Annotated in this window: 17 protein-coding genes; 6 read left to right on the plus strand and 11 right to left on the minus strand. The window is 73.7% G+C overall.

Going from position 1 to position 16,395, the window contains the following annotated elements:
• Window positions 1-6 precede the first annotated feature (6 nt).
• The 8 genes from ADL22_RS17400 to ADL22_RS35770 form a co-directional block, all read right to left on the minus strand.
• Window positions 7-447, minus strand: a complete 441-nt coding sequence (locus ADL22_RS17400; protein WP_066979863.1) for a VOC family protein — start codon at window positions 445-447, stop codon at window positions 7-9.
• A 402-nt stretch (window positions 448-849) separates the two neighbouring features.
• Window positions 850-2,304, minus strand: a complete 1,455-nt coding sequence (locus tag ADL22_RS17405) for a SulP family inorganic anion transporter (RefSeq protein WP_066979865.1) — start codon at window positions 2,302-2,304, stop codon at window positions 850-852.
• Window positions 2,305-2,318: 14 nt separating this feature from the next.
• Window positions 2,319-2,921, minus strand: a complete 603-nt coding sequence (locus ADL22_RS17410) for a carbonic anhydrase (protein WP_066979868.1) — start codon at window positions 2,919-2,921, stop codon at window positions 2,319-2,321.
• A gap of 96 nt (window positions 2,922-3,017) precedes the next feature.
• Window positions 3,018-3,443, minus strand: coding sequence for a hypothetical protein (locus tag ADL22_RS17415; protein ID WP_066979871.1), 426 nt, complete (start codon window positions 3,441-3,443; stop codon window positions 3,018-3,020).
• 378 nt (window positions 3,444-3,821) lie between these two features.
• On the minus strand, window positions 3,822-5,072 hold the full coding sequence (locus ADL22_RS17420; protein ID WP_066979874.1) for an MFS transporter: 1,251 nt from the start codon (window positions 5,070-5,072) through the stop codon (window positions 3,822-3,824).
• Entirely contained in the window at window positions 5,069-5,614 is a 546-nt protein-coding gene (locus tag ADL22_RS17425; protein ID WP_066979878.1) for a hypothetical protein, read from the minus strand. The genes ADL22_RS17420 and ADL22_RS17425 overlap by 4 nt, the downstream gene beginning before the upstream one ends.
• The gene (locus tag ADL22_RS17430) at window positions 5,611-6,852 is read right to left on the minus strand and encodes a hypothetical protein (protein ID WP_066979881.1); all 1,242 of its coding nucleotides are present in this window, start codon (window positions 6,850-6,852) and stop codon (window positions 5,611-5,613) included. Before ADL22_RS17430 ends, ADL22_RS17425 begins: the two co-directional genes overlap by 4 nt.
• Before the next feature lie 115 nt (window positions 6,853-6,967).
• On the minus strand, window positions 6,968-7,129 hold the full coding sequence (locus tag ADL22_RS35770; RefSeq protein WP_199836319.1) for a hypothetical protein: 162 nt from the start codon (window positions 7,127-7,129) through the stop codon (window positions 6,968-6,970).
• Between the two features lie 397 nt (window positions 7,130-7,526).
• Here ADL22_RS35770 and ADL22_RS17435 point away from each other — a divergent pair, with 397 nt between their 5' ends.
• Entirely contained in the window at window positions 7,527-9,242 is a 1,716-nt protein-coding gene (locus ADL22_RS17435; RefSeq protein WP_066979884.1) for an enoyl-CoA hydratase-related protein, read from the plus strand.
• Window positions 9,243-9,316: 74 nt separating this feature from the next.
• On the opposite strand, the gene ADL22_RS17440 is transcribed toward ADL22_RS17435, so the two are convergent.
• The gene (locus ADL22_RS17440) at window positions 9,317-9,871 is read right to left on the minus strand and encodes a winged helix-turn-helix domain-containing protein (RefSeq protein ID WP_199836320.1); all 555 of its coding nucleotides are present in this window, start codon (window positions 9,869-9,871) and stop codon (window positions 9,317-9,319) included.
• Between the two features lie 919 nt (window positions 9,872-10,790).
• On the opposite strand from ADL22_RS17440, the gene ADL22_RS17445 reads away from it, so the two are divergent.
• From ADL22_RS17445 to ADL22_RS17465, 5 genes are all read left to right on the plus strand, one after another.
• On the plus strand, window positions 10,791-11,747 hold the full coding sequence (locus ADL22_RS17445) for a hypothetical protein (protein WP_066979955.1): 957 nt from the start codon (window positions 10,791-10,793) through the stop codon (window positions 11,745-11,747).
• Between the two features lie 158 nt (window positions 11,748-11,905).
• Window positions 11,906-13,357, plus strand: coding sequence for an amino acid permease (locus tag ADL22_RS17450; RefSeq protein ID WP_066979891.1), 1,452 nt, complete (start codon window positions 11,906-11,908; stop codon window positions 13,355-13,357).
• 32 nt (window positions 13,358-13,389) lie between these two features.
• The gene (locus ADL22_RS17455) at window positions 13,390-14,262 is read left to right on the plus strand and encodes a GNAT family N-acetyltransferase (protein ID WP_066979894.1); all 873 of its coding nucleotides are present in this window, start codon (window positions 13,390-13,392) and stop codon (window positions 14,260-14,262) included.
• Window positions 14,263-14,378: 116 nt separating this feature from the next.
• A complete protein-coding gene (locus ADL22_RS17460; RefSeq protein ID WP_066979958.1) occupies window positions 14,379-14,939 on the plus strand; it encodes a GNAT family N-acetyltransferase in 561 nt (186 codons plus the stop codon).
• A gap of 222 nt (window positions 14,940-15,161) precedes the next feature.
• Window positions 15,162-15,530 carry a hypothetical protein gene (locus ADL22_RS17465; RefSeq protein WP_066979897.1) on the plus strand — a complete coding sequence of 123 codons (369 nt, stop codon included), beginning with the start codon at window positions 15,162-15,164 and terminating at the stop codon, window positions 15,528-15,530.
• Between the two features lie 60 nt (window positions 15,531-15,590).
• Here ADL22_RS17465 and ADL22_RS17470 read toward each other — a convergent pair whose 3' ends face one another.
• Window positions 15,591-16,097: a DinB family protein gene (locus ADL22_RS17470; RefSeq protein ID WP_066979900.1), complete on the minus strand. Its 507-nt coding sequence runs from the start codon at window positions 16,095-16,097 to the stop codon at window positions 15,591-15,593.
• Between the two features lie 87 nt (window positions 16,098-16,184).
• Entirely contained in the window at window positions 16,185-16,376 is a 192-nt protein-coding gene (locus ADL22_RS17475; protein ID WP_066979903.1) for a hypothetical protein, read from the minus strand.
• Window positions 16,377-16,395: the final 19 nt, after the last annotated feature.

Raw genomic sequence — 16,395 nt, forward strand, 5'->3', positions numbered from 1 at the left:
TTCTTCTCAGTGCAGCTGCTCGGCCAGTCCGACGATGATGCCCTCCGGGCCGCGCACGTAGCAGAGGAGATAGCTGTCCTCGAACTGGGCTATCCCGCCGAGGAGTTCGGCGCCGTGCGGGCGCAGGCGGGCAACGGTGTCCTCGATGTCGTCGACGGCGAACATGACGCGGTGCGTGCCCAGAATGTTGTGCGGCCGGTTGTGCGGACCGGCGCTGAGCGCCTCGGGGCTGCGGTACTTCGCCAGCTCCAGGCGACTGTGACCGTCCGGGGTCCGGAGCATCGCGATGTCACAGCGAACGCCGTCGAGTCCGGTGCACCGGTCGGCGAAGGGACCCTCGACCTCCGCCCTGCCCTCCAGTTCCATGCCGAGTTCCACGAAGAACGCGATGGCGGCATCCATGTCATCGACGACGATGCCGACGTTGTCCATCCGCTGAATCGCCATGCCGGCTTCTCCTTCTTCCTCGTGCGGCCGGTGGTGGCCGCGCCCATACCCATGAAGACGATCCGCCGTAAAGCGTGCCGTCATGTCCGTCCTGGCGCCTGCGGGACGGTCGGTAGGCGCGGCGCTCGAAGGCGGGCACGGTGTTCCTGTACGTGTCTCTCGTCGATCGCCCCCCGTCACTGGGTCCTGTGCCTTGTCATTCTCCTGTGACTGTCCTGCCGCTGGCCGGTGTCCCGCGCCCTGTCACTCTCTGTATTCGTCCAACGACGGAGTTGCCGGGATGATTCCCGGCCCGCCGGAATTGATGTGCCGGGCTCCTGTCGCGCCGAAGCGCCGGGCCGCCGCCCCGGCCCCGGTCCCGCCCCCGCCCGCGAAGGCGGAGGCGGCGGCCCGGGCCGCGGCTCAGGAGACCAGTTCCACCGCCCGGCTCCGGCCGCGGCGGTGCTGTTCGGCCCAGTTCGCCAGGGCCGCCTCGCAGGCGTGGTCGACGTGGCGCAGGCCGCTCAGGTCGAGTTCCACGTCGCGGTCGGCGGGCAGCGCCTCCAGCTGGTCCAGGAGCTTGGGCAGCCGGAGGAAGGTCGCGTTGCCGACCGCGCGGACCCGCACCGGCCCGGGGGCGTTCGGAATGTGCACCTCCAGATGCGCCTTCGAGGTCTCCCAGGCCGTCTTGGCCACCGCCAGCGCCAGACCGATCAGCACGCCCTCGAACATGTTCACCGTCACGATGGCCACCGCTGTCACACACAGCACCACCGCCTCACCGCGATGCGTCCGCCACAGCGGACCCAACTCCCGCAGCGGGATCAGCTTCCAGCCCGCGTGCACCAGCACCCCCGCCAGCGCGGCGACCGGCACCACGCCCAGCGCCGCCGGGAACGCCGCCGCGAACAGCAGCAGCCACACCCCGTGCAGCACCCGGGACGCCTTGGTGCGCGCGCCCGCCCCGACGTTGGCGGCGCTGCGCACGATCACCGCGGTCATCGGCAGCGCGCCGAGCACCCCGCACACCGTGTTGCCGGCGCCCTGGGCCATCAGCTCCTTGTCGTAGTCGGTCCGCGGCCCGTCGTGCAGCCGGTCCACCGCCGCCGCGCTGAACAGTGACTCCGCCGACGCGATCAGTGTGAACGCCAGGACCGTGCCGAGGACGCCCAGTTCGGTGAGCCGGCCGATGTCGGCCATGCCGGGCGGCTGGATCGCGTCCAGCAGCCCGCTGACCCGGACCCGGGCCACCGGCAGGTCCAGCGCCCACACCGCCGTGGTGGCCAGCGCGACGGCCGCCAGTGGCGCCGGCAGCACCCGCGCACCGCGCCGCCACCGGGGCCACAGCACCAGGACGGCGACGGTGCCGGCGCCGATCGCGCACGCCGCGAGCCCGGTACCGGACCGCGCGGTGTCCAGCACCAGCCGCGGCAGCGCCCCGATGTTCGCCAGGCCGCCGCCCGGCGCCTTGGCGTCCGCCAGCGCGTAGAGCTGCCCGGCGATCAGGACCAGCCCGATGCCGGCCAGCATGCCCTGCACCACGGCGACCGAGATCGCCCGGAACCAGCGCCCCAGTTTCAGGGCGCCCATGGCCAGTTGGAGCAGACCGGCGGCCAGCACCACCGCGCCGAGCACCCCCAGGCCGTACGCCTTGACGGCCTCGAAGACCAGCACCGTCAGCCCGGCGGCCGGGCCGCTGACCTGGAGGCTGCTGCCGGGGAGCAACCCGGTGACGAGCCCGCCGACGATCCCGGTGACCAGCCCCAGTTCGGCCGGTACACCGGAAGCCACCGCCACCCCGACGCACAGCGGGACGGCGACCAGGAAGACCACGAGCGAGGCGGTGAAGTCCGCCCGGAGGAAAGGGAATCGCGTCATCGGACAGCCCGCCTTCACAGAGGGAGGAACGCGTCGGCGGCGGGCCGGTGCACGGACACCGCGCCGGTGTGCACCTCGTAGAACCAGCCGTGCAGCCGGACCTCGCCGGCCTCCAGCCGCTCCCGTACGCACGGATAGCCGCGCAGCCGGTCCAGTTGCCGGCACACGTGGTGCTGTACGGCCGCGGTGACGGCCGGTCCGTCGCCGCCGGGCAGTTCGCCGGCGAGCTGGAGTGCGAGCCAGTCCCGGACGGCGGGCGCGCCGGCCAGGTCCTCGCCGCGGGCCCGGGCGCCGACCGCGCCGCAGTGCGAGTGGCCGCAGACGACGATGTCGCCGACCCGCAGGACCCGCATGGCGTATTCGATGGTGGCGGCCTCGGCGCTGGCCGCCATGCCCTCCCGGTAGGCGGGTACGGCGTTGCCGGCCGTGCGGAGTTCGAAGAGTTCGCCGGGCCGGGCCCCGGTGATCAGGGACGGGACGACGCGCGAGTCCGAGCAGGTGATGAACAGGGCGAGGGGGGACTGGCCGGCCGCGAGCCGGCCGAAGCGCTCCCGCTCGTCCCGGTGTCGGGAAATACGGGCCGTCAGGCCGCGGGCGTGCTGGATGAAGGTCTCCACGAGGAGGTCTCCCGCTGATGAAGGGTGCCACCGAGGGGTGGCGTGGACGTGCGGCACGGGGTGGCCGGGCGCGTTCGCCTCGGGCCACAGGTCCGGTCAGCAGCGGAAGACGCAGTGGAGGAGGGGGAGTTGGGAGGGTTTGGTGGTGGGTGGGGCGCCGGGGGTGGGCGGCAGGCGTCGCGGGGATGACGCGTCGTCGCCGGCCGCGCCACGGCCCGGGGTCGGCGGCAGCGGTCGTCCGGCCACCCCCTCCGCGGACGGGGACGGGCGCCGGGGGCCGCCGCGTTCGGTCTCGCGCGGGGAGGGCTTCTCCTCCTCGGTGCCGGCGGTGGCGGCCGGGGCCCCCGAGGTGCCGGGCGCGGACGCGGTGGAGGCGGCGGCGGTGCGGGCCGGCTGGGCCGCGGACGTGGGTGCCGCCGCGCCGAGCAGGAACGCCAGGACGACGGCGAGCGCGAGCAGCGGCAGCCGGCACAGGGCAGGTATACGGGGTGCGCGCCCCCGTATACCGGTGTCCGCGTGCATGGTCGTCCTCCGCTTCGCCCCGGGTCGCCGGGGGCCGTTCCGTCGTTCAAGACAGTGCTCGTGGTTGAGCGCAGTGCTGGTGGTCGAGCGCAGTGCTCGTGCTTGAGAGCCATGCTCGTGGTGGAGAGCAGTGCTCGTGGGTCAATGCAGCGTTCGTCGTTCAAGGCGGCGTTCGCTGTTCAAAGCAGCGTTCGTCGTTCACGGCGGGAAGTGGCGGGCCGCCGCCCGGGCCGCGCCCGGCGGACCGCACCGCCGCACGGTGGGGGTGCTACGCCGCCAGGGGCCCGCGAGCCGCCCCGCCCGGGACCCGCGCTCCCAGCGTCCCGCGTCCATGTTTCCGGCAGGAAAACGAGAAATGACGCCATGTTGCGGGCTTTCTCACGGACATCGGGTGTCGCCGCCACCCCGCGCGGCGAGCAGGGCCACCGGGACCACGGCCGCCGCGAGCACCCCGCAGACCAGCGCCAGCACCGGGAATCCGGCCGCCGCCAGCACCGGCCCGGAGGCCGTTCCGCCCACCGCGCCGGCCAGCGCGATGCCGGCGTCCACCCAGCCCTGGGCGGCGGCCCGGCGGTCCGGCGGCAGCGCGCCGGTGACCAGCGTGGTGCCGCTGACCAGCCCGAAGTTCCAGCCCAGGCCCAGCAGGACGAGCGCGGCGGCGAGCGCCGGCACGGAGTGCGGCGGGGCGGCGGTGGCGAGCAGCCCCGCGCCCAGCAGCACCACCCCGGACGCCGTGGCCACCGCGCGCGGTCCGGCCCGGTCGACCAGCAGCCCGGTCAGCGGCGACGGCAGGAACATCGCGCCGACGTGCAGCGCGATCACCAGCCCGGCCGCCTGGGTGCCGTGGCCGTGCGCCCGCAGATGCACCGGCGTCATGGTCATCAGCGCGATCATCACCAATTGGGTGAGGATCATGACTCCGGTGCCGGCGGCCAGTTGGCGCCGCAGGACGGTTCGCGCACCGGAGTCGTCCGGGCCGTCCGGGCCGTTCGAGCCGTCCGGGCCGTCCGGGCCGTCCGGTGGCGGCTCGCCCGGGTCCCGCAGCGGGTCCGGCCGCAGCAGGCACCCCAGGACGGCGGCGGCCGCGCCGAACGCCGCGGCGGCCAGCAGGAACGGCCCGGCCAGCCGCGGTACGCCCCAAGCCGCCGCCAGACCGCCGGTCGCCGTCACCAGATTCGGGCCGGCCACCGCGCCGAGCGTGGTCGCGCCCAGTACGGCGCTCACCGCGCGCCCGCGCCGTTCCGGCGGGACGAGGTCGGCGCCCGCGTACCGCGCCATCAGGTTCGTCGCGGTGCCGGCCCCGTAGACCAGGAGGGACAGGAAGAGCAGCGGCACGCTCTCCAGGGCGGCGGCCGCCACCACGCCCAGGCTGCCGAGCGCCCCGGCCGCGTACCCCAGGGCGAGCCCGGACCGGCGGCCGCGCCACCGGGAGACCCGGCCGATGGCCACCGCGCCCAGCGCCGCACCGGCGGTGAACAGGGCGCTGGGCACCCCGGCCAGCCCGGTGGAGCCGAGCATGTCCTCGGCGAGCAGCGCGCCGACCGTGATCCCGGCCGCCAGCCCCGCCCCGCTGAGGACTTGAGCGAAGACCAGGACGGCCAGCAGCCGCCGCGGCGTCGTGGTGCTCATCCGGCCGGCGGCTCCAGCGCCGCGATCTCCGCCAGGGACATGCCCATCCGCACGTGCAGGAAGCGCACGATCGTCCAGTGCGGCAGCGCGCCCTCGTCGAACGGCCCGAACTCCCGGCAGTACAGCGGGATCCAGCGCAGCGCCTCCTCCAGGGCCTGCTCCCGGCCCGGCTCCCGCTGGTACTCCTCGTAGCCGATGCTCCGGTGCTCGATGAAGAAGCCGCCGGGCAGCCGGGCGCACAGGGCGCGGTACTCGCGGGTCTGGAGGATGAGGTAGTGCCAGATCTCGTCGATGTCCTGCTCGACGGGGAGGAACAGCCCGCCGAGCCGGCCCCCGTAGCGGGAGACGAGGTAGAGGTAGCGCAGGCACTCGGTGATCTGGCGGGACGCGAACTCCTCGTCAGCGCCGGTGCGTTCGACGGCATGGCGGAGCACTTCGGTGTGCAGGCGGGCGCCGAGGAGGTCCCGGAGGGCGTCGGCGGATATCGGTGGGGCCGGGGCCGGGGCCGGGGCCGGGGGCGGCGGTGCGGTCCGGTGGGTCATGCGGTTCCTCCCGCGAGCCAGGAGTATTTCCCGGACCGGCCGATGGGGATGTGGGGGCGGTGGTCGGCGCGGCAGTGCCGGCCGGTGAGGTCCGAGACGGCCGCTTCCAGCGCCGCGGTCTCCGGCCGGCCCAGGGGCGCGCCGCTGAAGGTGGTGTACGCCAGGACCGCCTCGGCGGGGCCGGCCGGCCGCAGCTGCTGGACGAAGACGTGCGGGGTGACCGCGCTGACGCACCGGTCGAGGTCCCCCTGGGCGACCGGGCCGTGCCGGGTGTCCAGCAACTCCTTGGCCCGCCCGGCGAATTGGGTGATGCGGGTCGGGTCTGGGGTGCCGTCCGCGGTGCGTACGCAGTCGCCGGAGCGGTAGCGGATCAGCGGCATGTAGGGGTTGCGGACGCTGGTGACGACGAGGTGGTGGAGGGCGCTCTCCGGGGCGACCGGGTGGAGTTCCACGCTCATCGCGTCCAGATGCGGCCGGTAGGTGCCGCGGCGGTCGCTGGAGTAGAGGTAGCCCAGCTCGGTGCTGCCGAAGAGGTCGATGATCGGGCAGGCGAAGTGCTGGTGCAGGAAGCGCCGGACGTTCACCGGGGTGTACTCGTAGGCGTGGATGATGCTGGCGGGTGGCGGGAAGTCGTCCCACAGCCCCTCCTGGCCGACCCGGCGCACCAGGTGGGCGAGGTGGTAGCCGGAGCAGTCGAGGTGGTACCACCCCTGGGGGTGGGTCTCCTGGGCGGCGCGGATCTCGGCGAGCATCCGGACGAGGTCGGCGCGGTCCCACAGCGCGGGGTCCAGCCGGAGGTTCAGATAGCTGGTGCGGTCGTCCAGCCGGCGTTCCTCGGGGCCGGGTACGGGGGAGGGCGGGGTGCCGCGCCGGGCGGCGTTGACCCGGGCGGTGTGCTCGGTGGCCAGGACGGTGGTCAGGGAGACCCGGCGGCAGCCGGCCTCCCAGGTGGCCGAGATGTCGGGGTGCTCGCTCCACAGCTGGTAGTAGGAGCGCAGCAGGAAATACGGGGGCCGGACGAGCTGCATCCGGGCGTGGTTGGTGCCGGTGGACAGGACGAACTCGGCCTCGCCGGACTCCAGCGCGGCGGCCAGCCGGGGCGTCATCCAGTTGTCCGGGAAGCCGCGGGCGAGATCCGGCTTGTCGAGCACCGGGAAGTGGCCCTTCGCCAGCGACGCGCGGTAGAGCGGGATGTCGCGGATCTGCTCGATGATCTCGGCGGTCGGCTGACCTTCCATGGAATCCCTCGGGGTGTGGGGGCGGACGGGGCGATGCCGTCCGTACGGGGGCCGGGCCGGCGGGCCGGCGGCGGGGGTGCGGCGCCGACGGCCCGCCGGGGTCGGGTACCGGGCGTCAGGAGGCGCGGCCGGCCCGGGGCGCGGCGCTGATGCAGCCGGTCTTCGGGGCGGCGCTGATGCAGCCGCCCTTGGCCGACGGGTCCTGGCCGGCGGAGTTGGCGGCCACCCAGCTGCGCCAGATGTCGTCCTGGGCCATCTTCTTGATGAGCTGTTCCACGGGGACCTCCGAAAGGTGTGGGGAAGGGGGCGGCACCTGGTGGCGCGCGGCTGATCCGCGCCGGTGCCGGCTCATCGAAGGTAAAAAGCTTACCAAGCGACTGTCAATGAATCGCAATGTCCGGCGGGCGGTAACGGGGTCCGGTGCGCCAACTTTGGCGGAATCGTGGCGGGATGGCCTGTGGCACGGAACTTCCTGACGAGTAGTCAGCAGGAGCGCCCCGCCGATGAGCGCCGGCCCGCACCGGCCCGGCCCGCCTGGCGCCCGCCCGGGATCCGCCGCCCGGCCGCCCCACCGGGCCGCGATCGGGTGACCTCACCAGCGGGTCCGCCGCCCGGCGCCCGTCCCCGGGCCACGATCACGTACGTCCACCGGTTCCGGCCCCAGGGAGCACGCTGTGCGCATCCTGCTCATCGCCGGCGCGTTCAACAGCCTGACGCAGCGCGCCTACGCCGAACTCACCGACCGCGGCCACCACCTCGGCGTCGAACTGGTCACCCGGGACACCCCGCTGGCCGCCCTGGTGCCCCGGCACGCCCCCGACCTCATCGTCGCGCCGATGCTCACCACCGCCGTGCCCCGCGAGGTCTGGTCCGCCTGGCCCTGCCTGATCGTCCACCCCGGCCCGCCCGGCGACCGCGGCCCCTCCTCGGTGGACTGGGCCGTCCACCTGGGCGCGCGCCGCTGGGGCGTCACCGTCCTCCAGGCCAACGACGAGATGGACGCCGGCGACATCTGGGCGTCCGCCGAGTGCCCGGTCCCCGACGTCGGCAAGAGCGACCTGTACCGCAACGAGATCGCCGACGCCGCCATCGAGGCCCTGCTGACCGCCGTCGACCGCTTCGCCTCCGGCACCTACCGCCCCGAACCCCAGCACACCCTGCCCGCCGGCCGGCTCCCCGGCCGCCCCCGGCCGCGGCTGCGCCAGGACGACCGCCGCATCGACTGGGCCACCGCCCCCACCGCCACCGTGCTGCGTACCCTCCGCGCCGCCGACTCCCGCCCCGGCGTACGGGACCGGCTCCTCGGCGGTACGTGGTTCCTGCACGGCGGCCACCCCGAGGACACCCTCACGGGCCGCCCCGGCGAGCTGCTCGCCACCCGCCACGGCGCGATCTGCCGGGCCACCGCCGACGGCGCCGTCTGGATCCCCGAACTCCGCGCGGCGCGCACCCCGGGCGCCCCCGCCCCCGTCAAACTCCCCGCCACCCTCGCCCTGGGCGACCGGCTCCCGCCGCTGCCGGAACTCCCCGCCCCTCTGGAGCCCGGCGACACCCCCCGCACCTGGGCCGATATCCGCTATCACGAGGACGGACCGGCCGGATTCCTGCGCTTCTCCTTCCCGGGCGGCGCGATGAGCACCGACCAGTGCCGGCGGCTGCTCGCCGCCTTCCGCCACGCCCGCACCCGGCCCACCTCGGTCCTGATCCTCGGCGGCCACCGCGACTTCTTCTCCAACGGCATCCACCTCAACGTCATCGAGGCCGCCGCCGACCCCGCCGCCGAGTCCTGGGCCAACATCAACGCCATCGACGACCTGGTGCACGAGGTCCTCACCACCACCGACCGCCTCGTGGTCGCGGCCCTCGGCGGCAACGCGGCGGCCGGCGGCGCGATGCTGGCGCTCGCCGCGGACGAGGTCTGGTGCCGTTCGGCCGCCGTCCTCAACCCGCACTACCGGCTCATGGGCCTCTACGGCTCGGAATACTGGACGTACACGCTGCCCCGCCGGGTCGGCGCGGAGACCGCCGCGCATCTGATGGACCGGGCGCTGCCGGTCACCGCGGCGAGCGCGCAGCGGCTCGGGCTGGTCGACCGGGTCATCGACTGCGCCGCGGGGGAGTTCGGCGACCGCACCGGCGAACTGGCCCGCCGGCTCGCCGCGTCCCCCGGGATCCAGGCCCGGATCGCCGCCAAGAAGGCCCGCCGGGACGGCGACGAGGCCCGGCGGCCGCTCGCCGCCTACCGGGAGGACGAACTCGCGCGGATGCGGCGCACGTTCTTCGACCCGGAGGCGCCGTACCACGCGCTGCGCCGGGCGTTCGTCCGGAAGGAGCCGGCGGCCGGCACCCCGGCGCACCTCAACCCGGCGGCCGCCCCGGGACGGGGCTGAAGGGCGGTCCGGCGGCCTGCTGTCGGCGTGCCTGCTGCCGGACCGTTTCTCCAGCCCCGCTCACGGGGGCGGTGTCAGGGCGTGGGGAGGTACTTGTACCCGACGCCGAAGACCGTGCTGATCGACTTCCGGCGGCCCGGCCCCAGCCGCCGCCGCAGCCGTGCGATGTGCACATCGACCGTACGGGCGCTGGACCGGCAGTCGGGCCAGACCGCGGCCATCAGCTGCTGCCGGGTGAACGCCCGCCTGGGGTGCAGCACCAGGTGGGCCAGGAGGTCGAACTCCAGCCGGGGGACATCGATCTGACGGCCGTCGATGGTGACGGTCCGGGCGGCGGTGTCGATCTGGATCGGCTCCGGTGCGCCCTCCGCGGCCGGCGGCGGCGGACCGGCCGGGGCGTGCGGCGCGGCGGCGGGCACCGCGGCGTGCGGCGGGGCGAGGATGATGTGCACCTTGTCGGAGGTCAGCCGGTGCACCGAAACCGGTTCCAGATCGTGCAGGGTCAGTTGCCACTTGCCGTCGGGGAGCCGGTCGACCGCCAGGGGTGGTCCTTCGCCGGGGCCGGCCAATGCCGGCCGGCCGGAATCGGCCTCCGGTCGCAACGCAAGGGGGGTCGTCGACGCGTTCATAAACATGATCTGGGCCCATTCCTCTTGCAAAGCAGGCGTGTTCGGACAGACATGGCGGTGCTCGACGTGCGGCGCGCTGTTCACCGCGCCGCAATCGCTGCGCGGACCGGGGCGGAGCCGGACCGGTGCACCGGCACGGGTGATGCGGGTGCGGCCGGCGGGCCCATCGCGCTCCCTTCCCTGTGCGGGAGAGCGGTCGCGCCCATGTCCGACGCAGCCGTGACGTGAACATCCGTCACGTCACCGGTCGGGACGAACGCTACATGTGATCGCGCGCTTCCGGATAGTAGCTTCCGCTCATTACGGTTGCTCTTGAGCCGATTTCGTGTTTGCCCGTGCTACGCGCGAGGGGCGGCGGCGTCGCGCCGCGGCGTCCGGCGCGGGCGCGGGGAAACGGCGGCGGGTTTCTTACAATTCCTTTATGAGTCCCGGGAGTTGGCGCGCCGGGGTTACGGCGCCCGGGAGCCGCCGCGCCAGGGCCGGTGCCGCCGTACGGCGTCGGGGCGGCGCGGGCGGCGCGGGCGTCGCGGGTGGGGGAGCCCGCCACCCCCGCCCGCGCCCTGGCCGGAAACGTCCGGCGGCCGGCCGCCTTCGCCGCCGCGCGAGGAGGCCGCGCGCCCCCGAGGGTGCCGCCGGCCTGTGCGCCACCGCCGAGGCGGCCGCCGGGCCGGCCGCCCGGCGGATCCGCGAGAAAGGCTGAATATGCCAGCCAAATGTCCTGACCCGATCGCCCGGCTTTCCGCCGCCGTCCGGCGAAAAGGTGCGGAACCAGATATTCCAGACGACTGTTTTCGAAAAGTGGAGGAAATGAGTAGGGTATGGCCCGCTGCCGACTGACCAGCGGCGGCGGTCCAGCCGAATTCGGCATGGACGGAATGCGCGGACGCCGCAAGGCGCCCGCGTGCACCGGGAGGGGAACATGCCGGCCGGCTCTTTCGAGGGACAGTACGTTTGGAGTCCAGCAGCCGATGACCGGGCGCTGGCGCGCGCCTGCATGGACGTCCGGGCCGGGCGCTACTGGAGCGCCCACGAGGTGCTGAAGGAGACCCGCGGCGATGTCGAGCTGCGCGCCCACCGCTCCCTGGTCCTCGCCTCGGAAGCGGCCGGCACGGACCTGGCCGAGCGCTGGCTCGACGAGGAGCCGGGGCCGGAGGCCGCGCTGCTGTGGGCCAGGGTCGCGATGGTGCGGGCGCTGCGGATGGCCGACGCCGGCGACCACCGGGCCGGCGCCCTGGAGCGGATCGCCCGCACGGCCTGCGAACGGGCCGCGAAGCTGGCGCCCGACGACCCCACCCCCTGGGTCGCCCAGCTCGCCCTGTCCCGCCTCGACCGCCCCCGCGACCCGGCACCCCAGGGCCTGCTGACCGCCCCCACCGGCCCGTGGTACCTCTTCGCGCACATCCTGCGGACGGCCCCCTGGCACCGCGAGGCCCACCACCGCTTCCTGGCCTTCTTCTTCCCCCGCCACGGCGGATCGTCCAGCGCCGGCTGGGACGTCGCCGCCTTCCTCAGCCAGCGCGCCCCGGCCGCCTCACCGCTCCGGCTGCTGCCCCTGGTGGCCCTGGTGGAGGACTACACCCCCGGCGCCCCGCTGGCCGACCGCGCCTGGGAGCAGCCCCAGTGGGTCACCGCCGCGACCGGCGTCCACCGCAACTGGTTCCCGACCGTCGCGGACTACCGCTTCACCCCGGTCGTCGACCTCTCCTACCTCGCCCACGCGCTGTTCATGGCTGGGCACGAATTCGAGGCCCGGGAAGTCCTCACGGCCATGGGGCCGTACGCCTCGCGCATGCCGTGGAGCGCGTTCGGCGATCCGGAAGAGCAATTGACCAGGGCCCGCCGAGCCTGCGGCCTGCCCGTACCGCACGACCCCTGACCACCGGCCGCAATTCCGTCGCGGCCGTTGATCCCGCTCACAGAAAGGTTGTGGCAGTGTCCGAGCGTATCTCGTCCCCCTTGCGCGCGAAGACCCGGTCGAAAGCACCCCAGGACACCGGACCGGCCGGTCTCGATGACGACGCGACACTCCATGCGATGGGTTATCCGCGGAAACTCACCCGGAGATTCCGCGCCTTCGACAATTTCGCCATTTCCTTCACCATCATCAACATCATCTCCGGAATTTTCTCATCGTTCGGTTTCGGGCTGAACGCCGGCGGCCCGCGCATCCTGATATTCGGCTGGATCGGAGTCTCCGTCATGGTGCTGTTCGTCGGCGCCGCGATGGGCGAGATCGCCTCCGCCTACCCCACCAGCGGCGCCCTCTACTTCTCCGCCGGCAAGCTCGCCAAACGCCACAAGGGCGCCTGGTCGTGGTACACGGGCTGGCTGAACTTCGTGGGCCAGGTCGGCGGCACCGCGGCCACCAACTTCGCGGCCGCCACCTTCATCCAGGCATTCATCGCCATGCAATGGCCCGGCTACCAGCCCACCGCGCCGCAGACCGTCGGCATCACCGCGGCCATTTTGCTGGTGCAAGCGCTGGCGAACACCTACACCGTCCGGCTGGTCGCGCTGCTGAACCGGATTTCGGTGTGGTGGCTGCTGTTCGGCCTGGTGGTCATCGTCGCCGCCCTCACCTTCATTCCCGCGCACCACCAACAGCCGTCGTTCGTCACGCACTTCGCGAACAACACCGGCTTCACCAACGCCCTTTACGCCGGAATGCTCGGCCTGCTCGTCACCAGCTGGACCTTCACCGGATTCGATGGCTCTTTCCATATGTCCGAGGAAACGGTGAAGGCGACGGTCAATGCCCCGCGCGGCATCATGCGGGCGATCGGCGGCTCCGCGCTCGCCGGACTCGTCCTCATGCTCGCCCTGGTCTACGCCATCCGCGACTACGGCGTCACCGCGAAGGCGGACGCGCCGCCGGTGCGGATCCTCACCGACGCGCTCGGCGTGCACACCGCGAAGTTCCTGCTGCTGATCGTCATCGGCGCGATGCTCTTCTGCGGACTGGCCAACATGACCAGCAACACCCGGCAGATCTTCGCTTTCTCCCGCGACGGCGCGATGCCCGGCTCCCGCTGGTGGCACTCGGTCTCCGAGCGCACCCGCACCCCCGTCAAGGCCGTCTGGCTGGCCGCCGCCTGCTCGTTCGTCCTGGTCGTGCCCGGCTGGTGGTCGCACACCGCCTTCACCGCCGTCGTCAGTGTCAACGTCGTCGGCCTCTTCCTCTCCTACGGCGTGCCCATCTTCCTCCGGCTGCGGCTGGACGACTTCACGACCGGTCCGTGGAACCTCGGCCGCTACGGCAAGCCCGTCGCCGCGATCGCGGTGGTGTGGATCGTGGTGAGCAACGTCCTGTTCATGCTCCCGCAGCAGTACCCGGTCACGCCGGAATCGTTCAACTACGCGCCGATCGCCCTGGCGGTGGTCCTGGTGATCGCCACGGTCTGGTGGTTCGCCACCGCCCGCCGCCGCTTCCAGGGGCCGGTCAGCTACGGCAGCCCCGACGAGGTCGCCGCGATGGACCTGATCTGACCCCCGCCCACCGGAAAGGACGCCCCACCCCCATGCGACCGACCCCCACCACGACCGGTACCGGCCAACTGACCGTGGCCGCCGCCCCGTTGGACCACTGGGACGAGATCGTCGGCTGGACCGCCGACGAGGGCTGGAACCCCGGCGACGGCGACATCGCCCTCTTCCACCCCACCGACCCCGGCGGCTTCTTCACCGGCCGCCTCGGCGACCGCACCGTCTCCGCGGTATCCGTCGTCAACCACTCCGCCGACTACGCCTTCCTGGGCTTCTACCTCGTCGCCCCCGACCTGCGCGGCCAGGGCCTGGGCCTGGCCACCTGGCGCGCCGCCGTCCCGCACGCCGGCGCCCGGACCATCGGCCTGGACGGCGTTCCGGCCCAGGTGGACACCTACCGGCGCGCGGGCTTCCGGCCCGCCCACGACACCCTCCGCTACACCGGCCGCCCCACGCCCGGCGGCCCGCTCTCCCCGGACGTCCACCCGGTCACCGCGGCGCACCTGGACGCGATCGCCGCCTACGACCGCCGCTGCTTCCCCGCCGACCGCCGGGACTTCGTGGCCCGCTGGCTGACCGCGCCCGGCCGCACCGCCCGCGTCCACCTGCGCGACGGCGAGGTCACCGGCTACGGCGTGCTCCGCCCGGCCCACGAGGGCCACCGCATCGGTCCGCTCTTCGCCGACACGCCCGCGACCGCCGAGGCCCTGTTCGACGCCCTCACCGCCGAACTCGACCCGGCCGCCGAGGTCAGCCTCGACATCCCCGAACCCCGGTCCGACGCCCTCGCCCTCGCCGCCTCCCGGGGCCTGACCCCCCGCTCCCACACCGTCCGGATGTACACCGGCCCGGTCCCGCCCGCGGACCCCGCCCGCACTTTCGGCGTCACCAGCCTCGAACTCGGCTGACGGACCCGGACCCCGCCCGGCCCGTTCCTCCACCACCCGGGCGGGCGGGCGTCCGCGGCCCGCCGCCGCGTAAATCCGGTGGTACCGGTGCCGGGGCCCGGGGCAGCATGGCCGTCATGGACAAGCCGGCTGAACGGTTCACCTCCGGCGCCGCCGAGCTGCGGCGATGGCACCCGGACGACCTCGACACCCTGGTGCGGGTGGTCGAGGAGTCGCTGGACCACCTGCGGCCCTGGATGCCCTGGGCGGCCGGCCAGGACCGGGCGCAGAGCGCCGGCTTCCTCGCCCGCTGCGAGGAGGAGTGGGAAACGGGCCAGGCGTTCAACTACGCCGTCACCACCGCCGGTTCGGTGATCGGCAGCTGCGGGCTGATGCGCCGGATCGGCCCCGGCGGCCTGGAGGCCGGCTACTGGCTGCACCCCGGCTGGACGGGCCGGGGACTGGCGACGATGACCGCCGCCGGCCTCGTGGACCAGGCGTTCCGCCTGCCCGGTACGGGCCGGGTGGAGATCCACCATGACGCCGCCAACACCGCCAGTGGCGCCGTCGCCCGCCGGCTCGGCTTCACCGAGGCCGAGCGCCGGCCGGCCCCGGACGGTCCGGAAGCCCCGGGCGAGGTGGGGATCGGGGTCGTGTGGCGGGTGACGGCGGCCGAGTGGGTGGCGCGGGGTTCCTGACGAGTCGTCAACAGGGTCCGCACGGAGGCCAGTTCACCAAGCGGCGGCCGGCCGGGGAGCGGTATCAACCCGGGCACCCCGGGCGACTCGCGACGTCGGCGGAGAAGGCCGGACTTGGGGCCGTAATGTCTGATTCCGCACTGGGGGAGGCGGGAGCGTTCCACGATGCTGAGGTGCCGGCCGGGGCAACGGACCCCGGCCGGCCCAATCAAGGGGGACCTCATGCGAACGATGCTCCGCCGTGCCGCCGCGCTCGTGGCCGGCACCGCGGCGGTGGCCGTGCTCACGGTCGGCACCGCCGACGCCGCGCCTGCCGGTACCTCGGACGGATGCCCGTACGGCGCCGTCTGCGTCTACCCGCAGGGACAGAATCCGGCCACCACACCGAACCTGATCTTCTGGACCTACGGCGCGCACAACCTCAGCGGGCAGTACGGCTTCCACTGGATCCTGAACAACCAGTACGGCGGCGCGCGCGCCAAGCTGTGCTCGGGCTACAACGGCACCGGCACCTGCCACCACGACATGGACCCGCAGGACGGCTGGTGGACCGACCTCACACCGGTCAACTCCATAGTGCTGTACAAGTGATCCCCGTGCCGCACCGGTGAGGTGAATGCCTGATCGGGCCCGAGCGGGCCCGGGACGGGTTCACGGCCCGACGGTGCCGTCCACGCCCTCGCGCAGCAGGTCGGCGTGGCCGTTGTGGCGGGCGTATTCGAGGATCACGTGCAGCATCACCACCCGGAGCGAGACCCGCTCGCCCCAGCGCGGTACGTCCACGGTGTCGTCCAGGGACGGGGCCGCCCGCTCGATCCGGCGGGCGTGCTCCACCTCGGCCTGCCAGGTGGCGAAGGCCGACGCGCCGGTGGCCGCGCCGTCGTCGAACGCGGCCTGGAAGTCGCCCTGGTCGGACCAGACGAGGGGGACGTCCTCACCGTTCACCGTCCGGCGGAACCACGCGCGCTCCACCTCGGCCATGTGCCGCACCAGGCCGAGCAGGGAGAGGGTGGACGGCGCCATGGGGCGCTGCCGCAGCTGGTCATCGGTGAGGCCCTGGGCCTTCATCGCCAGGGTGGCCCGGTGGAAGTCGAGATAGCCCCGCAGGGTCTCGCGCTCACCGGCGCGGCGGGGCGGATCGATCCGTTCGATTGTCATGTACGGAGAGGTTAGCCGGGGCGCGGCGGCGCGGTGCGGCCCGGGCGCGCGCACCCGGACCGCCCGGCTCGTGCCGGTGAGCCGCCGCTACGGCAGATACCGCTCGATGGCGGCGCGCCCCTTCTCCTCGATCAGGCGCTTGGCCCACGCCAGGCTCTTCGGCGTGGGCTCCCGCCCGGAAGCCCTGACCAGGTCCTCCGGGTCGAAGGGCCGCTCACTGCCCGTGTACAGCTCCGCCGGCCGCCGCTCGGCCGGGGTCTTCGCGCCATTGGTCGTCACAGGACCTCCTCTGTCCGCG

This window comes from Streptomyces sp. NRRL F-4489 (assembly GCF_001509485.1).
Lineage (GTDB): Bacteria > Actinomycetota > Actinomycetes > Streptomycetales > Streptomycetaceae > Streptomyces.